Origin of the sequence: Agrococcus baldri (assembly GCA_900114805.1) — a bacterium.
GTDB classification, from domain to species: Bacteria; Actinomycetota; Actinomycetes; order Actinomycetales; family Microbacteriaceae; genus Agrococcus; species Agrococcus baldri.
Window position 1 is genome coordinate 437,301 of sequence record FOZN01000001.1, and the last position, 18,403, is coordinate 455,703.

Sequence of the window (18,403 nt, forward strand, 5' to 3'; positions counted from 1 at the left end):
CAACGACGTCAACGGAATCAGGACGAAGCAGTGCCCACACAATCCACGCAGACCAGGCCGCGCAGAGCGCTCGCCGCGATCGCGACAGCGATCGAAGAAGTCATCCCCTCGCTCCTCCTGGCGGTCAGCGTCGTGCTCTTGTGCGCCGATGTCGCTGCGCGCTACATCTTCGACAGTCCCATCCCGGGTGCTGGCTCGATAGCGATGCTGTCCTTCATCTGGATCACGTACATCAGCGCCGGAGGAATCGCCCGACGCGGTCGCCACATCGTGATCGACGTGCTCGTTTCCCGCTTCCCGCAGCGTCTGCAAGCAGCGACGCAGCTGCTCGTGCAGCTGCTGGTGCTGGCGCTGATCGGCTACGTGCTCTACTTCGCAGTCGACGCCCTGCTGCACACGCGGTTCGTCGAGGTCCCAGGGCTCGGCGTCAACCGTGGCGTGTTCACTGCTGCGATCGTTGTCGGCTTCGCGCTCATGGCGATCTACTCGATCCGCGACTTGCTGCATGCCGGGCGCGGAGTCGCGACCGGCGAATTCGCCCCGCTGCAGGACGACAGCGACGACGAATTCGCGTCGCTGGAGGCCAGCGCCCCCGTCGGCGGCGGATACGAGCCTCCGACTTCCGTCACGGAGGCCGTTTTCATCACCGAACGCCAAGCCGATGACAACGAGAAGGGAACACGCGCATGACCCTCGCGTTGCTGATCGCGATAATGCTCGGACTGCTCGCCCTCCGGGTACCGGTTTGGGCGGCACTGCTGGCGATCTCGGTCGGGTACCTCGTGTTCGAGGGCGGCGGCGGCGGCCCTCAGGTCGTGCAGCGGCTGACGAGCGGGCTTGACTCCTTTCCACTCCTCGCCGTGCCCTTCTTCATCCTCGCCGGCGTGATCATGGCCGGCGGTGGCGTCGCCGAACGCATGATGGGCTTCGCCACGACGCTCGTCGGGCATTTCCGCGGCGGCCTGGCACAGGTCAACGTGCTCAACAGCCTGATGATCGGCGGCATGTCCGGCTCGGCGAACGCCGACGCTGCGATCGACGCGAAGATCCTGGTGCCGATCATGCGCAAGCAGGGCTACACGAACGCGTTCGCGTCAGCGATCAGCGTCGCCTCGGGTTCGATCTCGCCAATCCTGCCTCCGAGCATCGGCCTCATCCTCTATGGCGTGCTCGGCGGTGTCTCTATCGGAGACCTCTTCATCGGCGGCGTGCTGCCGGGCATCCTCATCGCCATCGCGCTTTCCACCACTGTGTGGGTGCTCGCACGCGTGCACAATTTCCCGCGCGCGAATGAGCGACGGCCAACGCTGCGTGAGATCTGGCGCGGTTTCCGCCGCACCTTCGCAGCACTGCTGATGCCGGTCCTGTTGCTCGTGGGCCTGCGCATGGGCATCATGACACCGACCGAGCTCGGTGCGGTGCTCGTGGTGTACGCGCTCATCCTGAGCATCTTCGTCTACAAGAACATCACCTGGCGCGACATCCCGAATCTGCTGCGCGAAGCCGTGCTGATCACGGGCGTGGTGATGATCATCATCGCAGCCGCCTCGGTGTTCGCGATCGTCGTCGCCTACGAGCGCATCCCCGACCAGCTCTCCGGGCTGCTCCTGGGCATCTCCGACAACCCCGTCATCGTGATGCTGATCATCAACCTGATCCTGCTGGTGCTCGGCATCTTCCTCGAGTCGTCGAGCCTCATGATCATCCTGGTGCCCGTGCTCGCCCCGCTTGCGGTGCAACTCGGCATCGACCCCGTGCAGTTCGGCATCATCATCGTGCTCAACCTGAGCATCGGCTCGCTCACGCCGCCGGTCGGCACCGTCGTCTACACCGTCGCCGCGATCACGCGGGTGTCGATCCCAGCATTCGTGCGAGCGTTCATCCCATTGTTCCTTGCGCTGGTTGCCGTGCTCTTGGCCGTCACGTTCATTCCGGTGCTGTCGACCTGGTTGCCCGCAGTGCTCTAGCGCTCCGACACGAAAGAACGCCATGTCCCAGACAGGACATGGCGTTCTTCCGTACGTGGGAAGTGTCGCTCAGTTGCGGAGAGCGGTGGAGCCGCGCACGATGAGTTCAGCACGATGACGCAGATCGACCACCTCGTCGGTGCGCTCGCCCTCCAGGCGTTGGATCATGAGTCTCGCCGCATCTTCCCCAATCTGATCGACCGGCTGCGCCATGACGGTCAACGGAGGGTCGAGCAGCCGCGCGAGCGAATGGTCGTCGACCGCGACGAGTGACAGGTCAGTGCGGATGCGCAGATCGAGCTGGCGGATCGCAGCGATCGTCGCCTCGGTCATGAGTGCATCCATGGGGATGAGCGCAGTGGGCTCCGACGACGATAGAGCCAGGCGCTCGCAGATGCGCGTCGTCGCCATCTCGAGGTCTGTGCCCGCCTGGATCGCAACGACCGTGCCGCCGGCAGCCCTGATGGCCTCTGCAGCGCCGCGGACGCGATCGGGTGTCGACCCGATGTCGTCGGAATCGTAGATCAGTCCGAGCGTGCGGTGCCCGAGCGCGATCAGGTGCGCCGCAGCGTCGGCACCGAGCGCGTAGTTGTCGACGGTGATCGAATCGATCCCACGCTCCGCGAGCGACCGGTCGATCGCGACGACCGCGGTGCCGCGCTGCTGCAGCCGCTGCAGGTGCTCATGCAGGTCCCGGTGGGCTGGCGCCACGATCAGGCCAGGACTCATCCGAGCGCGCATCGACTCGATGATCGAGCGCTCCCGCTCCACCTGCTCATACGAGCTCGAGACAGCAAGCACATATCCCGCCTCTTCGAGCGTGCCAGAGAGGATATGCGCGATGCGCGCGAAGAACGGTGCCCCAATGTTCCCGGGGAGGAAGTTGACGGTGCGGGTGTTGCCAGAGCGCAGGGCCTGGGCGACGTGGTTGGTCTCATAGCCCAGATCAGCGGCAGCCTTGAGCACCCGTTCTTTCGCGCCAGCACTGACGGAGCCGTAATTGTTCAGCGCTCGCGCGGCTGTGGCCTGCGAGACCCCCGCGGCGGCTGCGACGTCCTGGAGCGTGACCGGCATCAGCGGATGCCCGCTATGCCTGCGTCGACGCGCTCGAACGCCTGCCGGATGGACGCGAGATTCGCCGCGTGCGCAGCGGTCGGGTCGTAGACGTAGGGCGTGCCAAACAGCTCGGGGGTCAGGAGCCCCTCGTAGCCGACTGCCCGCAGCGCGGTCAGGTAGTCCACGAGCGGCAGCTCTCCGTCACCCCACGCACGATGGCCTCCGGGCGAGCCGTCCACCAGATGCACGTGCCACACGCGGTCGCCGAAGCGCGAGAAGTAGTCATCGATGCCCTCGCCGGATGTCGCCATGGCGACCGTGTCGAGCGCCACGCCGAGCGCTGGCGCGTCGGCCGCATCCAACACCGCGCCAAGCTGCTCGATGCCGACGCCGAGGTTCGACTCGTGCCGCTGCAGCGCTTCGAGCACGCAGCGCAGGCCGAGCCCGGCAGCATGCTCCGCGATGTCGTGGAGCTGCGCTGCCGCGCGCCGCTGGGCGTCCTGGACCGGCTCCCCTTCCCAGCCCCATCCGGGTGTCAAGAACACCAGGTCGCCCCCGAGCTCCGCGCACAGCTCTGCGGCATTCGTGAACATTCGCTGCGTGCGGGCAATGATGGCGGGGTCGGCGCTGGCGAAGTTCACCGGGTACATGATCTGCTCCGGCGTGACGCACGCGACCCTCAGGCCGCGAGCGTCCAATTCGCCCTTCAGCTTGCGCACGGCCGGCACGGTCAACTCGAGCAGGTCGACGTGTTGGGCGATCCCCCACAGCTCGAGCTCGCGTCGCTCCAGCGCGACCATGTCGTCGAGCCAGCGAGTGAGCGGCACCCGATGGTAGGCGAAGTTCGTGCCGGTGACTGAGTCGATGGTGAGCATTGCGGTCTCCTGCGCTCTATTGGTCACGGTCGCTCTGTCGGCACGTACTCCTGCGCCGGCTCACGGTAGCGCGGCATGAGCGAGATGAGTGCGCGCGTCGGCCAGGCCACGCGCTGGCCAGCGCGCTCTCGCACGACTCGCCGCTGCACAGCCTTACGCACGACGTTCGCGCCGATGAAGCGAAACGGTTCGGGGAACACCCTGGTGATGCGACCTGATTGGTCTGCGAGCGGGCTCTTCGACCATTCGTCGTCGACGCCCAGCAGGCGGGCGGCGAGCATCCGCGCCACCACAGGAATCTGCGCGAGCGCGGTGCCGGTCCATCCCACGCAGAACAGCACGTTTGGTGCCTTGTCGAGCGTGTCGATGACCGGCAGGTGGCTTGCCGAGATATCGATCGGTCCCGCCCACGAGTAGTCGATCGCCACATCATGCAATTGGGGATACATTCGGCGCAACTCGGCCGTCACGTCCTCCTGCAACTGCGGGTTGTGGTTCGTGCGCTGCCCGAGCTGATCCTTGTAGACCGGCAATCCGCTGCCTTGCCCCAGCAGCAGCCGGTCGTCGACGGTGCGCTGCAGGTAGAGCACCTGCATCTGACTGTCACTGATCGCCCGCCCGGGCTCGATGCCGATCTCGTCGAGCAGCTCGCGAATCGGCTCGGTCGTGACAACCTGCCCGTCGACGGTGTAGACGGCACGGTTGATCTGCGGGATCGATCCTGCCCACGCTCCGCTCGCGATCAGCACGTCCTTGGCAACGACGCTCCCCTGTGGCGTGACGAGGGTGCTTGGGCAGCCAGTGCGAAACTCAACGACAGGCGACTGCTCGTAGATGCGCACGCCGCGCGAGACAAGCTGGTCGCGCAGGCTCCGGGACAGTTTGAAGGGATCCATCGTGCCCGAGAACTGCTCGAAGACTCCCTCGCGGCTCGTCGCCGCAGCAGAGACCGCCTGGGCACGCTCCCTGCCCATCGCCTCGTAGGGCGCCTCGCCGATCGACTCGAGCTCGGCGAGCTTCTCCTGCCACCCACCGTCGTGCGCTGCCGCGACGGAGACACTCACGAATCCGCCGAGGCGCAGATCCATCTCGAGCACGCCGTCGGCCTGCAGCTGCTGCATCTCAGCGATGGCATCGCGGGTAGCGCGCGCGAGCCGGATCGCTTCCTTCCTACCCACGACTGAGCGAAGGTAGTCGAGGCTGCCGAACCACGTGTGTACCTGGCCGCCATTGCGCCCCGAGGCACCTGAACCACAGAAGTCGGCCTCGAGGATCGCGACGTCGGCGTCGGGATTGAGCTCCTTGATGCGCCAAGCGGTCCACAGCCCGGTGAGGCCGCCGCCGACGATCGCGATGTCGGCGTCAATGTCACCGCGGAGCGCAGGGAGATAGTCCTCGTCGCGCATCCCAGACGATTGGATCCAGTACGACCGCTCAGTCGTCTTGGCTGGCACCGGCTTCCTCAAGCGGAACGTCTGTGACATCGATCGGCCTCTCATTGCGCTTCGTCGAGGGCACCAGCGCCCACATGATAACGATATCACTTGCGCGGGACTTAGACTGTGCGCGTGGAAATCCGCGAGGCTCGAGCCTTCCTCGTGCTGGCCGACGAATTGCACTTCGGGCGCACCGCTGCCCGGCTGCACATGGCGCAGTCGGTGCTCAGCCGACTCATCCAACGGCTCGAAGAGCAGCTCGTCGTGCAACTGTTCGAGCGCAGTACGCGCAGCGTCACGCTGACTCCCGCCGGCGAAGCACTCGTGCAGCCCGCGCGCGAGTTGGTCACGATGTCGGAGCGGGTGTCAGAAATCGTGCGGCGCGCGAGCGCCGGTGAGACCGGTCGGGTCCGTCTGGGCTTCGCTGGCGCTTCCGTCGGCCATCTGGTCGCCGAACTGATGACTGGCAGTCGGCGCGAACGACCGGGCCTCACAGTCGAGCTCGAGAGTTCGCAACTCTCGCGTCCAGGTCTGGAGCGACTGCAGGACGGCAGTCTCGACCTGGTGGTGGGGCGCTGGGACTTCCTGCCGCGTGAGATCGAGTCGCGCGTGATCGCGCAGGAAGAGTTGCTCGTCGCACTCCCGTCCGCGCACCGCCTCGCTCGCCACCCGCAGATCTCGCCGCAGCAACTCGTCGACGAGGCCTGGGTCGTGCTCCCCGGCGGCAGCGGCGCGACACTCTCACACCGACTTCATCTGCTCGGGCGCCACGGTCGGTTCGTGCCGCGCATCGTGCACACTGCACCCGACTCCGCCACCGAGCTTCTGCTCGTCGAAGCAGGAGAGGGCATTGCCCTCACGCTGTCTGGCGTGAGAGACAGCCTGCCGTCGCGCGGCATCGCATTCCGACCACTCACCACCGATCTCGGCGCCGTCGCCGTACGCCTCGCGTTTCGAGCCGGGACGGCCGATCCCGCTGTGCGCGCAGTCATCGAGGTCGCCGCCCTCGTCTTCGGCGGAGGTGAGCGGCACAATGCCGCGTCGGCCGCTCAGCCTGCGAGCCACTCCAGCACGCGCTCGCGATCTGCATCGAGTTCTGGCGGCGCCTGAGAATAATCGACCGTCGCGCGTGTGTACGAGATCGGATGCCGCACGGTAGGCACGGCGGCATCCGCCGGTCCCACCATCGCGATCGGCTCCAACCCGATCTCAGCTGCAAGCTGGACGCCACCGTCGACGCCCTGGATCGGCCCGCACGGCACTCCCACGCGTCGCAGCTCATCGAACCACGCATCCGCTCCCCTGGTACGCAATCGCTGCACGAGAAGCGTCCGCAGCGAGGCACGGTTGGCGTTGCGTGCTGCCATGGTCCGGAAGCGCTCGTCTTCGGCCACCTCGGCCACGCCGAGCACTGCACAGAGGCGCTCGAACTGGCGGTCGTTGCCGACGGCGAGAACGAGCTGCCGATCTGCCGTCGGGAACGGCTCATAGGGGTAGAGGCTGGGATGCTCGTTGCCCATCCGCTGCGGCACGACTCCGGCAGCGACGTAGGCAGATGTCTGGTTGACGAGGCCTGAGAGGATCGACGAGAGCAGATTGGTCTCGATGCGGTCTCCCGCGCCCGTCGTCGAGCGAGCCTGGAGTGCCCCGAGGATGCCGACCGCAGTGTGCAGGCCGGTGATGACGTCAACCAGAGCCGCACCGACCTTCGTGGGCTCCCCCTTCGCGTCACCCGTGACGGACATCAGCCCGGAGACCGCTTGCGCCAGCAGGTCGTAGCCCGGCAGGTCGGCACCTCCCTTCGAGCCGAAGCCTGTGATCGAGGCATAGATCAGGTCTTCATGGCGCGCTTGCAGCGTCTGCGCGTCGAGCCCGAACTTGGCGAGGCTGCCCGGCCGGAAGTTCTCAACCAGCACGTCAGCACGATCGATGACGCGATGCAGCACGGCGAGGTCGTCCGGGTCAGCGAAGTCGAGCGCGATCGAGTGCTTGTTGCGGTTGGCGGTGAGGTAGTAGGTGCCGACGCCGTCCCTGACCGGTGGCACCCATCCGCGAGTGTCATCGCCTTCGGGGCTCTCGACCTTGATGACGAGCGCACCCATGTCGGCCAGGAGCATGGTCGCGTACGGCCCTGCCAGCACGCGGCTGAGGTCGGCGACGACTAAGCCGGCAAGCGGCCCCGTCGCGGGCCGACCGAAGATCGACTCGAGCTCGGTCAACGCGATCATGCTCGCGCACCCCCGCTGTCGCCATTGCCGCGCACTGTTCCCCTAGACATCGCTCCCCTTCTCGAACCCGTTCGGCTCCCACTGTTGCCCACGCCCAACCCCCGCAGGTCGTCGATGCCGCAAACGCAAGGACCGTTGCCCGTTTGCGCACCAATGCGCAACGGTGCCCCTGCACCGGCCAGGCTAGGAGCACCCCGAGAGAAGGAGTCTCCCGTGAACCGTGATGCGAGCAGCATCGTCGACGCCAGCGCCAGCGATCTGCTGGAGCTCGATCATGAACTGAGCGAAGCAGAGTTGGAGGTGCGCGACTCCGTGCGAGCATTCGTCGACCGCCGCATCCGCTCGAACATTGCCTCGTGGTACGACGAGGGCGTCTTCCCGCTCGAGCTGGTGCCTGAAATGGCAGAACTCGGTCTGCTCGGTATGCATATCGAGGGGTATGGCTGCGCCGGCAAGAGCGCAGTCGAGTACGGGCTCGCGATGCAGGAGCTCGAGGCAGGCGACTCGGGCATTCGTACGTTCGTCTCGGTGCAGGGATCCCTCGCGATGTCAGCGATCGCCAAGCACGGCTCGGAGGAACAGAAGCAGACGTGGCTGCCTCGCATGGCTGCGGGCGAGGTCATCGGTTGCTTCGGTCTCACGGAACCCACCGCTGGCTCCGATCCCTCCAGCATGCTCACCACTGCTCGCCGTGACGGCGACGCGTGGGTGATCGACGGCGCCAAGCGCTGGATCGGCCTCGCCTCCATCGCACAGCTGGCCATCATCTGGGCGATGACCGACTCGGGCGTGCGCGGATTCATCGTGCCGACGGACAGCCAAGGGTTCACAGCTGTGCCGATTGCGCAGAAGCTTTCAATGCGTGCGTCGATCCAGTGCGACATCACTCTCGAGGGTGTTCGGGTGTCTGCCGACGCGATGCTGCCGGGCGCTCAGGGCCTGAGCGGCCCGTTCTCCTGCCTCAACGAGGCGCGCTACGGCATCGCGTGGGGTGCCGTCGGCGCGGCGAGAGACAGCTTCGACGCGGCGCTCGGCTACGCGCAGGAGCGGTTGCAGTTCGGCAAGCCGCTCGCCGGCTACCAGCTCACGCAGAAGAAGCTCGTCGACTGGGCGCTCGAGATCCAGAAGGCGCAGCTCGTGGCGCTGCACCTCGGACGACGCAAGGACGCGGGAACGTTGCAGCGCCACATGATCTCGGTCGCGAAGCTGAACAACACCCGCATCGCAATCGACATCGCCCGCGACGCGCGCAGCATGTTGGGCGGCAACGGCATCACCCTCGACTACTCGCCGCTGCGGCACGCGAACAACCTCGAGTCGGTGCGCACGTACGAAGGCACTGATGAGGTGCACACGCTCATCCTGGGCGAGCGACTGACTGGCATCTCCGCGTTCCGCGGGTAGACCTCCGCAAGCAGGTCCCGCTCGGCGGGGACACCAGACCGAACGAGCAGACATGACTGACGCAAGAATCGCGGGGGCGGTAAGGCGCACGCCGGTGACGTGGCTGCGGTACGCGCAGCTCGGCATCGTCGCATTCGTGATTGACGGATACGCGCCGACCGTTCAACTTCTCGCGCACGACCTCGACATCCCGATGGGGCTCGCATCGCTGCACGCGACAGCCTTCGGGTCCGGCTTCATCGTCGGTGCGCTCGTCGCGCCCGCGCTCGCGCGCCGAATCAACCGTGCCCGGAGCATCCTGATCGGCTCAGTCGGTATCGCCGTCGGCCTCGGTTGCTACCTCCTGGGAAGCAGTCTCGCGATCACGTTGATCGGGATCGGCCTCACGGGCATCTTCGCAACGCTGGTGCAGTCCAACGCGTTTGCCGATCTCTCCGACAACCCGCTGGCGGTTCGAGCCCGCTTACTCAATGAGGGATCGGCGCTCTCGCAGATTGCCGGGCTCACGGCTCCAGTGCTCGTGGGTGTCGCCAGTGCGAGCGTCCTCGGCTGGCGAGTCGGCCTTGCGGTGGCCTTCGTGCTCGTCGTCGGCTCACTCATGGTGAACGCCATCACTCTGCGTCGCGGCCCGAAAGCGCAGACGAAGGTCGTCGAAGCAGTAGCGGGGAGTAGCACTTCATTTGTGATCGTGTGGATCAGCACCATCCTCGTACTGGGAATCGAGTTCGCCACGGCCCTCTGGGCGCCAGTTTGGCTCCTGCAATTCGGCGGTGTGGATGTGGCGCTCGCCACCGCGAGTCCAACCTGCATGCTGCTCGGTATGGTCGTCAGCCGACTCGTCCTCTCGCGCGTCGCGTCGCGCGTGTCCCAGGACGCGCTGCTGATCGGCTCGGTGATGCTCAGCATCGTGGGCTTCTTCGCGCTCTGGCTAGGTCCCTCTCTGATCCTTGGGTTCAGCTCACTCTTTGTGATCGGCCTCGGTGTCGGTGGGCAGTTCCCGCTCTCTCTGGCAAGACTCGTGACTGCGTCGAATCATCGAGCCGATACCGCGGCTGCAGCGAGCACGTTCGCACTCGGCTTGGCAATCGCTGCCGCGCCAGCTTGTCTTGCGTTGGTCGAGCAGCTGCTGGGCCTCCGCGCCGCGATGTTCATGATCCCGGCATTCGGCGTCGCTGCCATCGTTCTGGTGATCGCCTCAACCTTCGACCTTCCGCGCATCGCGTGGCTCAAGACGCGCGGGGATTCGTGACGACGCGCCGGTGCGACAAGGCGTGCTCGCCCGCTGCCACACGCGCGAGTCGAACTTTCTAGCGGGTTGGACTTTCCTCGCGGCCGCCGCTTGAATGGATCCGTCGGTTGGCTCACCCAGGGCTCTCCGGTGGAAGGTGATATGCGAGTCGGCATCCTCACGTCTGGCGGCGATGGCCCCGGCCTCAACGCAGTCATCCGCGCCGCGGTGCTCACCGGCATGGTGCACCATGGCCTCGAGTTCGTGGGCATCCGCGACGGGTACCGGGGTCTGGTCGATGGCGACGTGCGCGTGCTCAATCGTTCCTCGGTGCGCGGCATCTCGCGCATCGGCGGCACGATCCTCGGCACCAGCCGCACGAACCCCTACGAGGGCCCGAATGGTGGGCCAGACAAGATCAGGGAGACCCTCGATCGTCTCGGTATCGACGCTGTGATGGCGCTCGGCGGCGAGGGCACGCTCGCGGCTGCCAACCGGCTCGCGAACGACGGCCTGCAGGTCATTGGGGTCCCGAAGACGATCGACAACGATCTCGACGCCACCGACTACACCTTCGGCTTCGACACCGCGGTACAGATCGCGACAGACGCGGGCGACCGGCTGCGCACCACGGGCGATTCGCATATGCGCTGCATGGTGCTCGAGGTCATGGGCCGCCACGTCGGCTGGATCGCGCTCCACACGGGCATCGCCACCGGCGCGCACGTCACGCTCATCCCCGAGCAGCCGCGCTCGATCGAGTGGATCTGCGACTACGTGCAGTCGGTCTATGACCGGCGCCGCGCGCCGCTCGTGGTCGTCTCCGAAGGCTTCAAGCTCGAGGGCATGGACGAGGCGCACTCGCACAAGGGCCTGGATGCCTTCAACCGGCCGCGATTGGGCGGCATCGGCGAGCTGCTGGCGCCCATGATCGAGGAGCGCACCGGCATCGAGTCGCGCTCGACCGTGCTCGGTCACATCCAGCGCGGCGGGGCGCCCAGCGGCGCCGACCGCGTGCTGGCGACGCGCTTCGGGCTCGCGGCGGTCGACGCGATCATCGACGAAGCGTGGGGCTCGATGGTGGCGCTACGGGGCACCGACATCGTGCGCGTGCCCATGGCGGATGCACTGGGCGACCTCAAGCGCGTCCCCGAGCACCGCTACCGCGAAGCGGAGATACTCTTCGGCTGAAGAGCGCCGCTTGTCACGACACATCGCGGCGCCGGGGCGCGGCGAGTCAGGGCTCGTCGACGCCGACACGCACCAGCCCGGTCGAGGGCGAAGGTCGTGAACCCGGTGGGCGCGAAGGAGCCGGCGCCGGTCGAGCAGACCGGACCGCCGCCCTCAGTAATCACTCACCGACTTCTCAGCCGTTGGGGTACACGCTCGGGGTACGTTCTGAAGATGCTGAACGACCTCGAGCGGCCGCCCGCCTACAGCGACACCGACATCGCCGCGCTCCTCGCCGACCTGCAGGCCACCGTGAACGGCGCCACGAGCCTGACCGAGTGGGCCGAGAGCGCCGCGGTGCCGGTCGACAGGATCGTCGCGGGCGCCGACCTCACCTATCTGCGCCTGGCCGCGCACGACAGCGAGGGCTCCCCGATCGTGCTGATGCTCCGCGAGCACATCTGGCAGCGCGCGATCTGAGTCGGCGGGCTCGCGTCCGCAACCCTCTACCGTCACTTGAGCCTCAGGGGTACACTCAGCACAGTCCCTCCCCCTCCCCAGCCCGAACATCACGAGGTCCCGCTTGCGCCGCCGCTCCATGCTCCTGTCAGCCATCGGCGCCTTCGCCGTCGGCTCCGCAGTCGCCCTCGCACCCGTCGCGCCCACTGCCGCTGCCGACGACCTCGCCGAGGTGCAGGAGGCCCACTTCGCGGTCATCGACCAGATCGCCCAGTGGGATGCGCTGACGCCCCACCCGCGACTCGGCGCGATCGAGGGCGACCCGGTGGCGGGCACGATCGCGATCGGCTGGGCCGGCCCCGTGCCCACCGAGGTGCGACAGATGGCGGATGCTGCCGGGGACCAAGGCATCGACGTCACGTTCGTGCCGCAGCGCTCGAGCGAGCAGGAGAGGCTCGAGGTCGCCTACGACCTCGCCGCGAGCATGCCGGTCGACGGCGCCTTCGCGATCGGCCTCGGCACCGACACCCTCTCGATCGAGATCCCGACGCAGGCAGCCGCAACAGCCGTCGGCAGCGAGCACATCGAGCTCGAGGGCGAGGTGCTCGACGTCATCGGCGCGACCGAGCAGGCCGCCGCAGCCCTCGGCGCGGAAGTGACGGTCCAGGAGACCGACTCCGCACCCGTCAACGCCGCCCTGACGCAGCAGTTCCCGGCGGGCGCACACCTCGACGCACCCGCAGCAGCCAACATCATCACTGGCCGCTCCAACGACACGAGCGTCCTCTCGGGTGGCATGCGCGTGCAGACGCAGTTCTCCACCGGCGCATGGGTCAGCTGCACCTCTGGCTTCACCGGCTTCTACGGGCACCGCCCGGTCGTCGTCACCGCGGCGCACTGCAGCGACTACGCCGACGACCGCGCGGTGCGCAACGTGAACGGCACCCGCATCGGCACGAGCGATCTGGTGGCCGAGCTCAACGACGGCGCCCGCTTCTACGACCTGGGCGTGATCGCCGCCGACTACGACGCGCGCACGCTCCCCCGCATCTACACGAGCGAGACCGGCACGGTGACCATCACCGGCTCGCAGAACACCTGGCCGCCGGCCGGCTACCGGCTCTGCTCCTCCGGCCAGATCACTGGCTGGAAGTGCGACCTGACCGCGGGCGAGGCCTACGTCACCTGCTACGGCACGAGCCACGGCAACGAGTGCATGAACGTGCAGATCGTGCGCTCGAGCGGCGAGAGGGCATTCTGCTTCGGCGACTCCGGCGGCCCGGTCGTCAGCATGCCGACCGCCGAGGGTGCGATCGCGGTCGGCGTCGTCTCCGGGCTGCGCTCCCCGCTCACCGGCAATTGCTCGACCCAGGGCCTCATCGCGCCCATCTCGCAGCTCATGGCCACGGTGCACGGCCTGCAGCTGCACACCGAGAACCACCCATAGCCAGCACTCACCTGCGGGCGGCATCATGGCCCCCATGAGCGCAACCACCCCGACCGACGCTCCCGACTTCGGCGACCGGCAGGTCATCGACGCGATCGCCGCCTGGATGCCCACCACCCGCTGGTACCCGCTGAAGGGCCAGGTGGTCGACGTCACGCTCGAGCGCGCCTACGACCTCGGCGACGCGGCCATCCTGCTGCTGCGCGCGGGCGAGACCCTGCTGCAGGTGCCGGTCGCCTGGCGCGACGAGCCGGGCTCGGCAGGCATCGCGCAGTTCGGCAGCCGCTGGCTGATCGATGCGTGCCACGACGCGGATGCGGTGCAGGCATTCATCGACGTCGCCTCCGGCAACCGTGCGGTCGAGGGCCTCAGCGGCGAGGCGACCAGCACGCCAGAGGCCGTAGGCGAGATCCGCGTCATCTCCGGCGAGCAGTCGAACACGTCGATCATCGGCGGCGGCGAGCACCCGTGGATCGCGAAGGTCTTCCGGGTCGTCTCCCCCGGCGACAACCCCGACGTCGTCGTCACCGGCGCCCTGACACGCGCGCGGTGCAAGCCGGTGCCGAGCCTCTTGGCCGCATTGACGGCCACCTGGCCGGCGGGCGACGCATTCGTCAGCGGCCACCTGCTGGCCGTCTCGTCGTTCGTCTCCGGCGGCGAGGACGGCTGGGAGCTCTTCCGCCAGCACGCGCTCGCCACGCTGCGCGGCGAGCAGCGCGACGTGCCCGACGCCGCAGCACTCGGCGCAGCGGTCGCCACCGTGCACAAGGACCTCGCGGATGCGCTGGGCACGGCCGTCGCGACCGAGGCCGACACGCTGCGTTTCATCACCGGCCTCGAGCAGCGCCTCGCCTGGGCGCGCGAGCAAGGCGCGGGCGTGCTCTCGGATCTCGACGACGACCTGTCCGCAGCGGCGGCGCGGCTCCGCGAGATCGATGCGCTCGGCCAGCTGCAGCAGATCCACGGGGATCTGCACCTCGGCCAGGTGCTGCGCTCGGCCGACGGCAGCTGGGCGCTGATCGACTTCGAGGGCGAGCCGCTGCGGCCGCTCCACGAGCGGATGGTGCGCGAGCCGCGCCAGCGCGACATCGTCGGCATGCTGCGCTCATTCGACTACGCCGCCGGCTCTGCCCTGCAGCAGAACCCAGGCGGCGATCCCACGGCAGCCGGCGACTGGGTAGCCCAGCGCCGCGCCGAGTTCCTGTCGGGGTATGCGGATGCGCTGGGTCCCGTCGACGAGCAGGATCCGGTCTTCAGCGCGCTGTTGCTCGACAAGGCGCTCTACGAGGTCGTCTATGAATTGCGCAATCGCCCCACCTGGGTCTCTGTACCCCTAGAAGCAGTCCGAGCAATGGTCACGCACCCGCCCGCCCCACCCGTTGGTTGAGCAGCGGTCGGGCGGCGCCCGACCGCGTATCGAAACAAAATGCGCCGCCCCAAACCGGGACGGCGCATTCGGCTATACGGGAATCAACGATTCCGGTACTGCTCCACAATGTCCGCAGAGATCCGGCCACGCGAGGCGACCTTGATCCCCTGCGACTCGGCCCACTCACGAATAGCCGCGGTCTCGGAGTTGCCGCCGTTGCGGGCAGCGCTTGCCCCACCGGTCTTGCGGCGTCCCGAGACTCGGCGCGATGCACGCACGTAGCGCTCGAGCACGTTCGAGAACTCCTCGACGTGCTCGTTGGAAAGGTCGATCTCATACTCTGCTCCGTCGAATGCAAAGCGCACGGTACGGCCTTCGCCGTCCGAGATGCTGTCGCCCGAGAAGTCGTCGACCAACTGCACAAATGTCTTCTTAGCCATGGCGAGAAACATAGCGCAACATCCTGGCAACTGGTATCCATTCGGAAGCGCATTAGCGAGCGACCCTGCACGCCGCTGACACTGTTCAACTCGCCGGCATTTTGCTGGGGTTGGCGCACGGGTACACGCTGCGTCCAACGTTGAGTCCGCCTGTGCACCAGCCCGGCACGAGCCCTTGGGTATCATTGACACCGAAGAGAACGTCCGGTCGCGCCTGTGAAGATGGTTCGTCGCGGGCTGGCAGTGACACGGAGGCAACTGGTGAGTTCGAGCGCAGGCAACGGAACGACTCTTCGATCGATCCGAGCCGGGATTCGTGTCTACCAGTACCTGTTCGACGCCATCGCGTGGATCCTTGCCATCGTGGTTGCGATCTGGCTCCGCTACGAGTTCACCTTCCGCGACACGAACTGGCTCACGTTACTTGCCATCTGCGTCGTCGCCGTCCTAGTGCAGCTGGGGGCCGGGCTGATCTTGAACCTCTACCGCCGGCGCTACCAGGTCGGCAGTTTTGACGAGGTCCTCAGCCTGACGGGGTCAGTAGCGCTGACCTTCGTCGTGATTGCCCTGCCGATCGTCATCTTCGGCAACGAGCTCGGCATCCCGCGAAGCACGGCACTCATCGCGGCCCCGCTCGCCTTCCTCGCAATGGCGCTCACGCGCTATTTTCGTCGCGTCGCGATCGAGCGCGCGAGCCGACCGACTGACGCGGCCACACCCGTGCTCGTCTACGGCGCTGGTTTCGTCGGGTCTAGCCTCATCAAGCGGATGCGTACCGACAGCAAGTCCCGCTTCAACCCCATCGGAATCATCGATGACGCCCCGGAGCAGGCGAACGCCGTCCGCTCAGGTGTGAAGGTGCTCGGCAAGGGAGAGGACCTCGCGCGTATTGCTCAGAACACCGGCGCGACAGCGCTCGTCGTCGCAATCGCGCGAGCCGACGCGTCAATGCTGCAACGCATTTCTGACCAAGCGGCAGAAGCAGATCTCCGCGTGTTGGTCATGCCGCCGCTCGACGACATCCTCGAAGGGCGACGCGGGATGGGAGACCTGCGCGACATCTCGATCGAAGACATCGTCGGGCGCCACCCTGTGGATACTGACGTTGCCACCGTTGCCGGATACCTCACTGACAAGCGAGTGCTGGTCACCGGCGCTGGCGGCTCAATAGGCGCCGAGCTCTGCAGACAGATCGCTAAATTCGGACCAGCCGAGCTCATGATGCTCGACCGCGACGAGTCGGCACTGCAGGCCGTGCAAATCTCGATCGCCGGCCACGGACTGCTGCACACGAAAGACGTTGTTCTCGCCGACATCCGCGATGCCGAAGCTATTCGAGACCTCATGGCCGAGCGTCGCCCGCAGGTCGTCTTCCATGCGGCCGCGCTCAAACATCTGCCTATGCTCGAGCAGTATCCCGATGAAGCATGGAAGACGAACGTGCTCGGGTCTTTGAACGTGCTAGAAGCGGCCTTCGCCGCCGATGTCGAAACGTTCGTCAACATATCGACGGACAAGGCCGCAAACCCGACGAGCGTGCTCGGCCACTCGAAGCGCCTGGCCGAACGTCTCACGGCATCGGTCGCAGCGCGAGGCAAGGGCCGCTACCTGTCAGTGCGATTCGGCAACGTGCTCGGCAGCCGCGGCTCGATGCTCCCGACCTTCACTGCGCTGATCGAGGCCGGCGGTCCGCTGACGGTGACGCACCCTGACATCACGCGCTACTTCATGACTATCCCCGAGGCATGTCAACTGGTTGTCCAGGCTGGCGGAATCGGCCGCCCGGGAGAAGTGCTAATCCTCGATATGGGCAAGCCCGTCAGGATCCTCGACGTCGCGAAGCGCATGATCCGCATGTCCGGCAAGCCGATCGAAATCGTCTACACCGGGCTGCGCCCGCACGAGAAGTTGCACGAGGAACTCATCGGTGTTGGTGAGCAGGACGACCGCCCGTTCCACGCCAAGATTACGCACGCACAGGGCGAGCCGCTGGAACCTTCCGGTCTCGACAAACCCCGCTGGGATGCTCATTGGACGGGCGAGCACGAGCGCAACCTGCGCGAGCACCGCCGCGACGACAACGACAACATGGCAGGAGCTACCGCCCCCATCATGCGCATCCAGTCCGGACGAGGAACCACTCAGTGAACGACCGCATATACATGTCCTCCCCCGATATCGGAGAGGCAGAGAAGTCTGCCGTCCGCGCAGCCATGGACTCGGGCTGGATAGCACCGCTGGGGCCGGAGGTTGACGGATTCGAGCAAGACCTTGCCGCCCGCGTGGGCGTCGCGCATGGCGTGGCGCTATCGAGCGGCACCGCAGCATTGCACCTCGGACTGCTCGGACTCGGCATCGGTCCCGGCGACATCGTCGTCACATCGTCGATGACGTTCGCCGCGACAGCGAATGCCATCGTCTACACGGGCGCGACGCCAGTCTTCGTCGACTCCGACTCCGAGACAGGCAACATCGATGTCGGACTATTGGCCGAGGCGCTCTCGACTCTCGCGTCCGAGGGGACGCCGGCGAAAGCGATCGTGCCCGTCGATTTGTTGGGCAAGGCGGTCGACTACACCTCCGTCGAGTTACTCGCACGCCGGTACGGAATCCCGGTACTCGCGGATGCAGCCGAGTCGCTGGGCGCCACACATGCGGGCCGTGCGGCCGGCTCATTCGGCGCCGCCTCGATCGTTTCCTTCAACGGCAATAAGATCATGACGACCTCCGGCGGCGGCATGCTTCTCACCGACGACGAAGCCCTCGCGCAACGTACCCGCTACCTCGCCACGCAAGCCCGGCAGCCCGTCGCGCATTACGAGCACACCGATATCGGTTACAACTACCGGCTTTCAAATCTTCTTGCTGCTCTAGGTCGAGCTCAGCTCGCACGCCTGGACGAAATGATCGCACGTCGCCGAGAACTGCGCGCTGTGTACACGCAGTTCTTTGCGACAGTAGATGGAGTACGGATCTTCGGGCGGGACGGTGCTGAAGACAACTGTTGGCTGACGTCCATCGTAGTTGACCGAGAGGAATCAGGTTTCACTCCTTCCGAGCTTCAAATTTTTCTGGCCAACCGCGACATCGAAAGTCGACCGCTGTGGAAACCGATGCATCTGCAACCAGTATTCGCGGGGGCGCGCACGTTCCTTAACGGGAACTCGGAGCAACTCTTTAGTAACGGACTTACCCTGCCCTCCGGCTCCGCTCTCTCGCCGACGCAACTCCGACGTGTGATGGATTCGCTAACGCTCTTCGTGGAGGCCCGTCGATGATTAGGACGCGGAGGTCACAACTATCAGTTCCCACCACTGCTCAACC

At 66.5% G+C, this 18,403-nt stretch carries 16 protein-coding genes; 11 read left to right on the forward strand and 5 right to left on the reverse strand.

The window, feature by feature from the left end; all coding sequences use genetic code 11:
* Positions 1–30: 30 nt before the first annotated feature.
* Together BM288_RS14380 and BM288_RS02070 are read left to right on the forward strand one after the other, a co-directional pair.
* Positions 31–690 carry a TRAP transporter small permease gene (locus BM288_RS14380; protein WP_318255281.1) on the forward strand — a complete coding sequence of 220 codons (660 nt, stop codon included), beginning with the start codon at positions 31–33 and terminating at the stop codon, positions 688–690.
* Positions 687–1,967, forward strand: a complete 1,281-nt coding sequence (locus BM288_RS02070) for a TRAP transporter large permease (RefSeq protein ID WP_092915382.1) — start codon at positions 687–689, stop codon at positions 1,965–1,967. The genes BM288_RS14380 and BM288_RS02070 overlap by 4 nt, the downstream gene beginning before the upstream one ends.
* Positions 1,968–2,036: 69 nt before the next feature.
* Here BM288_RS02070 and BM288_RS02075 read toward each other — a convergent pair whose 3' ends face one another.
* From BM288_RS02075 to BM288_RS02085, 3 genes are read right to left on the reverse strand one after another with little or no spacing between them, the layout of a single operon-like run.
* Positions 2,037–3,041, reverse strand: coding sequence for a LacI family DNA-binding transcriptional regulator (locus tag BM288_RS02075; protein WP_092915384.1), 1,005 nt, complete (start codon positions 3,039–3,041; stop codon positions 2,037–2,039).
* A complete protein-coding gene (locus tag BM288_RS02080; RefSeq protein ID WP_092915386.1) occupies positions 3,041–3,898 on the reverse strand; it encodes a sugar phosphate isomerase/epimerase family protein in 858 nt (285 codons plus the stop codon). Before BM288_RS02080 ends, BM288_RS02075 begins: the two co-directional genes overlap by 1 nt.
* A 23-nt stretch (positions 3,899–3,921) precedes the next feature.
* A complete protein-coding gene (locus tag BM288_RS02085) occupies positions 3,922–5,304 on the reverse strand; it encodes an NAD(P)/FAD-dependent oxidoreductase (RefSeq protein ID WP_177220214.1) in 1,383 nt (460 codons plus the stop codon).
* Positions 5,305–5,466: 162 nt separating this feature from the next.
* On the opposite strand from BM288_RS02085, the gene BM288_RS02090 reads away from it, so the two are divergent.
* Positions 5,467–6,444 carry a LysR family transcriptional regulator gene (locus BM288_RS02090; RefSeq protein ID WP_092915390.1) on the forward strand — a complete coding sequence of 326 codons (978 nt, stop codon included), beginning with the start codon at positions 5,467–5,469 and terminating at the stop codon, positions 6,442–6,444.
* Here the strand turns inward: BM288_RS02090 and BM288_RS02095 are convergent.
* The gene (locus BM288_RS02095; protein WP_092915392.1) at positions 6,384–7,562 is read right to left on the reverse strand and encodes a CaiB/BaiF CoA transferase family protein; all 1,179 of its coding nucleotides are present in this window, start codon (positions 7,560–7,562) and stop codon (positions 6,384–6,386) included. The genes BM288_RS02090 and BM288_RS02095 overlap by 61 nt on opposite strands.
* A 24-nt stretch (positions 7,563–7,586) precedes the next feature.
* On the opposite strand from BM288_RS02095, the gene BM288_RS02100 reads away from it, so the two are divergent.
* The 6 genes from BM288_RS02100 (at position 7,587) to BM288_RS02125 (ending at position 14,657) form a co-directional block, all read left to right on the forward strand.
* Positions 7,587–8,966 (forward strand): acyl-CoA dehydrogenase family protein, encoded by a 1,380-nt coding sequence (locus BM288_RS02100; RefSeq protein ID WP_318255283.1) that lies wholly within the window; start codon positions 7,587–7,589, stop codon positions 8,964–8,966.
* Positions 8,967–9,018: 52 nt separating this feature from the next.
* A complete protein-coding gene (locus tag BM288_RS02105; protein ID WP_092915396.1) occupies positions 9,019–10,215 on the forward strand; it encodes an MFS transporter in 1,197 nt (398 codons plus the stop codon).
* Between the two features lie 141 nt (positions 10,216–10,356).
* A complete protein-coding gene (locus tag BM288_RS02110) occupies positions 10,357–11,385 on the forward strand; it encodes a 6-phosphofructokinase (protein WP_092915398.1) in 1,029 nt (342 codons plus the stop codon).
* 213 nt (positions 11,386–11,598) lie between these two features.
* Entirely contained in the window at positions 11,599–11,844 is a 246-nt protein-coding gene (locus tag BM288_RS02115; RefSeq protein ID WP_092915400.1) for a hypothetical protein, read from the forward strand.
* A gap of 118 nt (positions 11,845–11,962) precedes the next feature.
* Positions 11,963–13,270, forward strand: a complete 1,308-nt coding sequence (locus BM288_RS02120) for a trypsin-like serine protease (RefSeq protein WP_143102982.1) — start codon at positions 11,963–11,965, stop codon at positions 13,268–13,270.
* 34 nt (positions 13,271–13,304) lie between these two features.
* Positions 13,305–14,657, forward strand: a complete 1,353-nt coding sequence (locus tag BM288_RS02125; RefSeq protein ID WP_143102983.1) for a maltokinase N-terminal cap-like domain-containing protein — start codon at positions 13,305–13,307, stop codon at positions 14,655–14,657.
* A gap of 83 nt (positions 14,658–14,740) precedes the next feature.
* Here BM288_RS02125 and BM288_RS02130 read toward each other — a convergent pair whose 3' ends face one another.
* Positions 14,741–15,079, reverse strand: coding sequence for a histone-like nucleoid-structuring protein Lsr2 (locus tag BM288_RS02130; RefSeq protein WP_092916177.1), 339 nt, complete (start codon positions 15,077–15,079; stop codon positions 14,741–14,743).
* A 261-nt stretch (positions 15,080–15,340) separates the two neighbouring features.
* Between BM288_RS02130 and BM288_RS02135 the strand changes: the two genes are divergently transcribed.
* A complete protein-coding gene (locus BM288_RS02135) occupies positions 15,341–17,227 on the forward strand; it encodes a polysaccharide biosynthesis protein (RefSeq protein ID WP_318255284.1) in 1,887 nt (628 codons plus the stop codon).
* Complete coding sequence (locus tag BM288_RS02140) at positions 17,224–18,357, forward strand: DegT/DnrJ/EryC1/StrS family aminotransferase (protein WP_318255285.1); 1,134 nt, start codon at positions 17,224–17,226, stop codon at positions 18,355–18,357. Before BM288_RS02135 ends, BM288_RS02140 begins: the two co-directional genes overlap by 4 nt.
* The last annotated feature ends 46 nt before the right edge of the window (positions 18,358–18,403 follow it).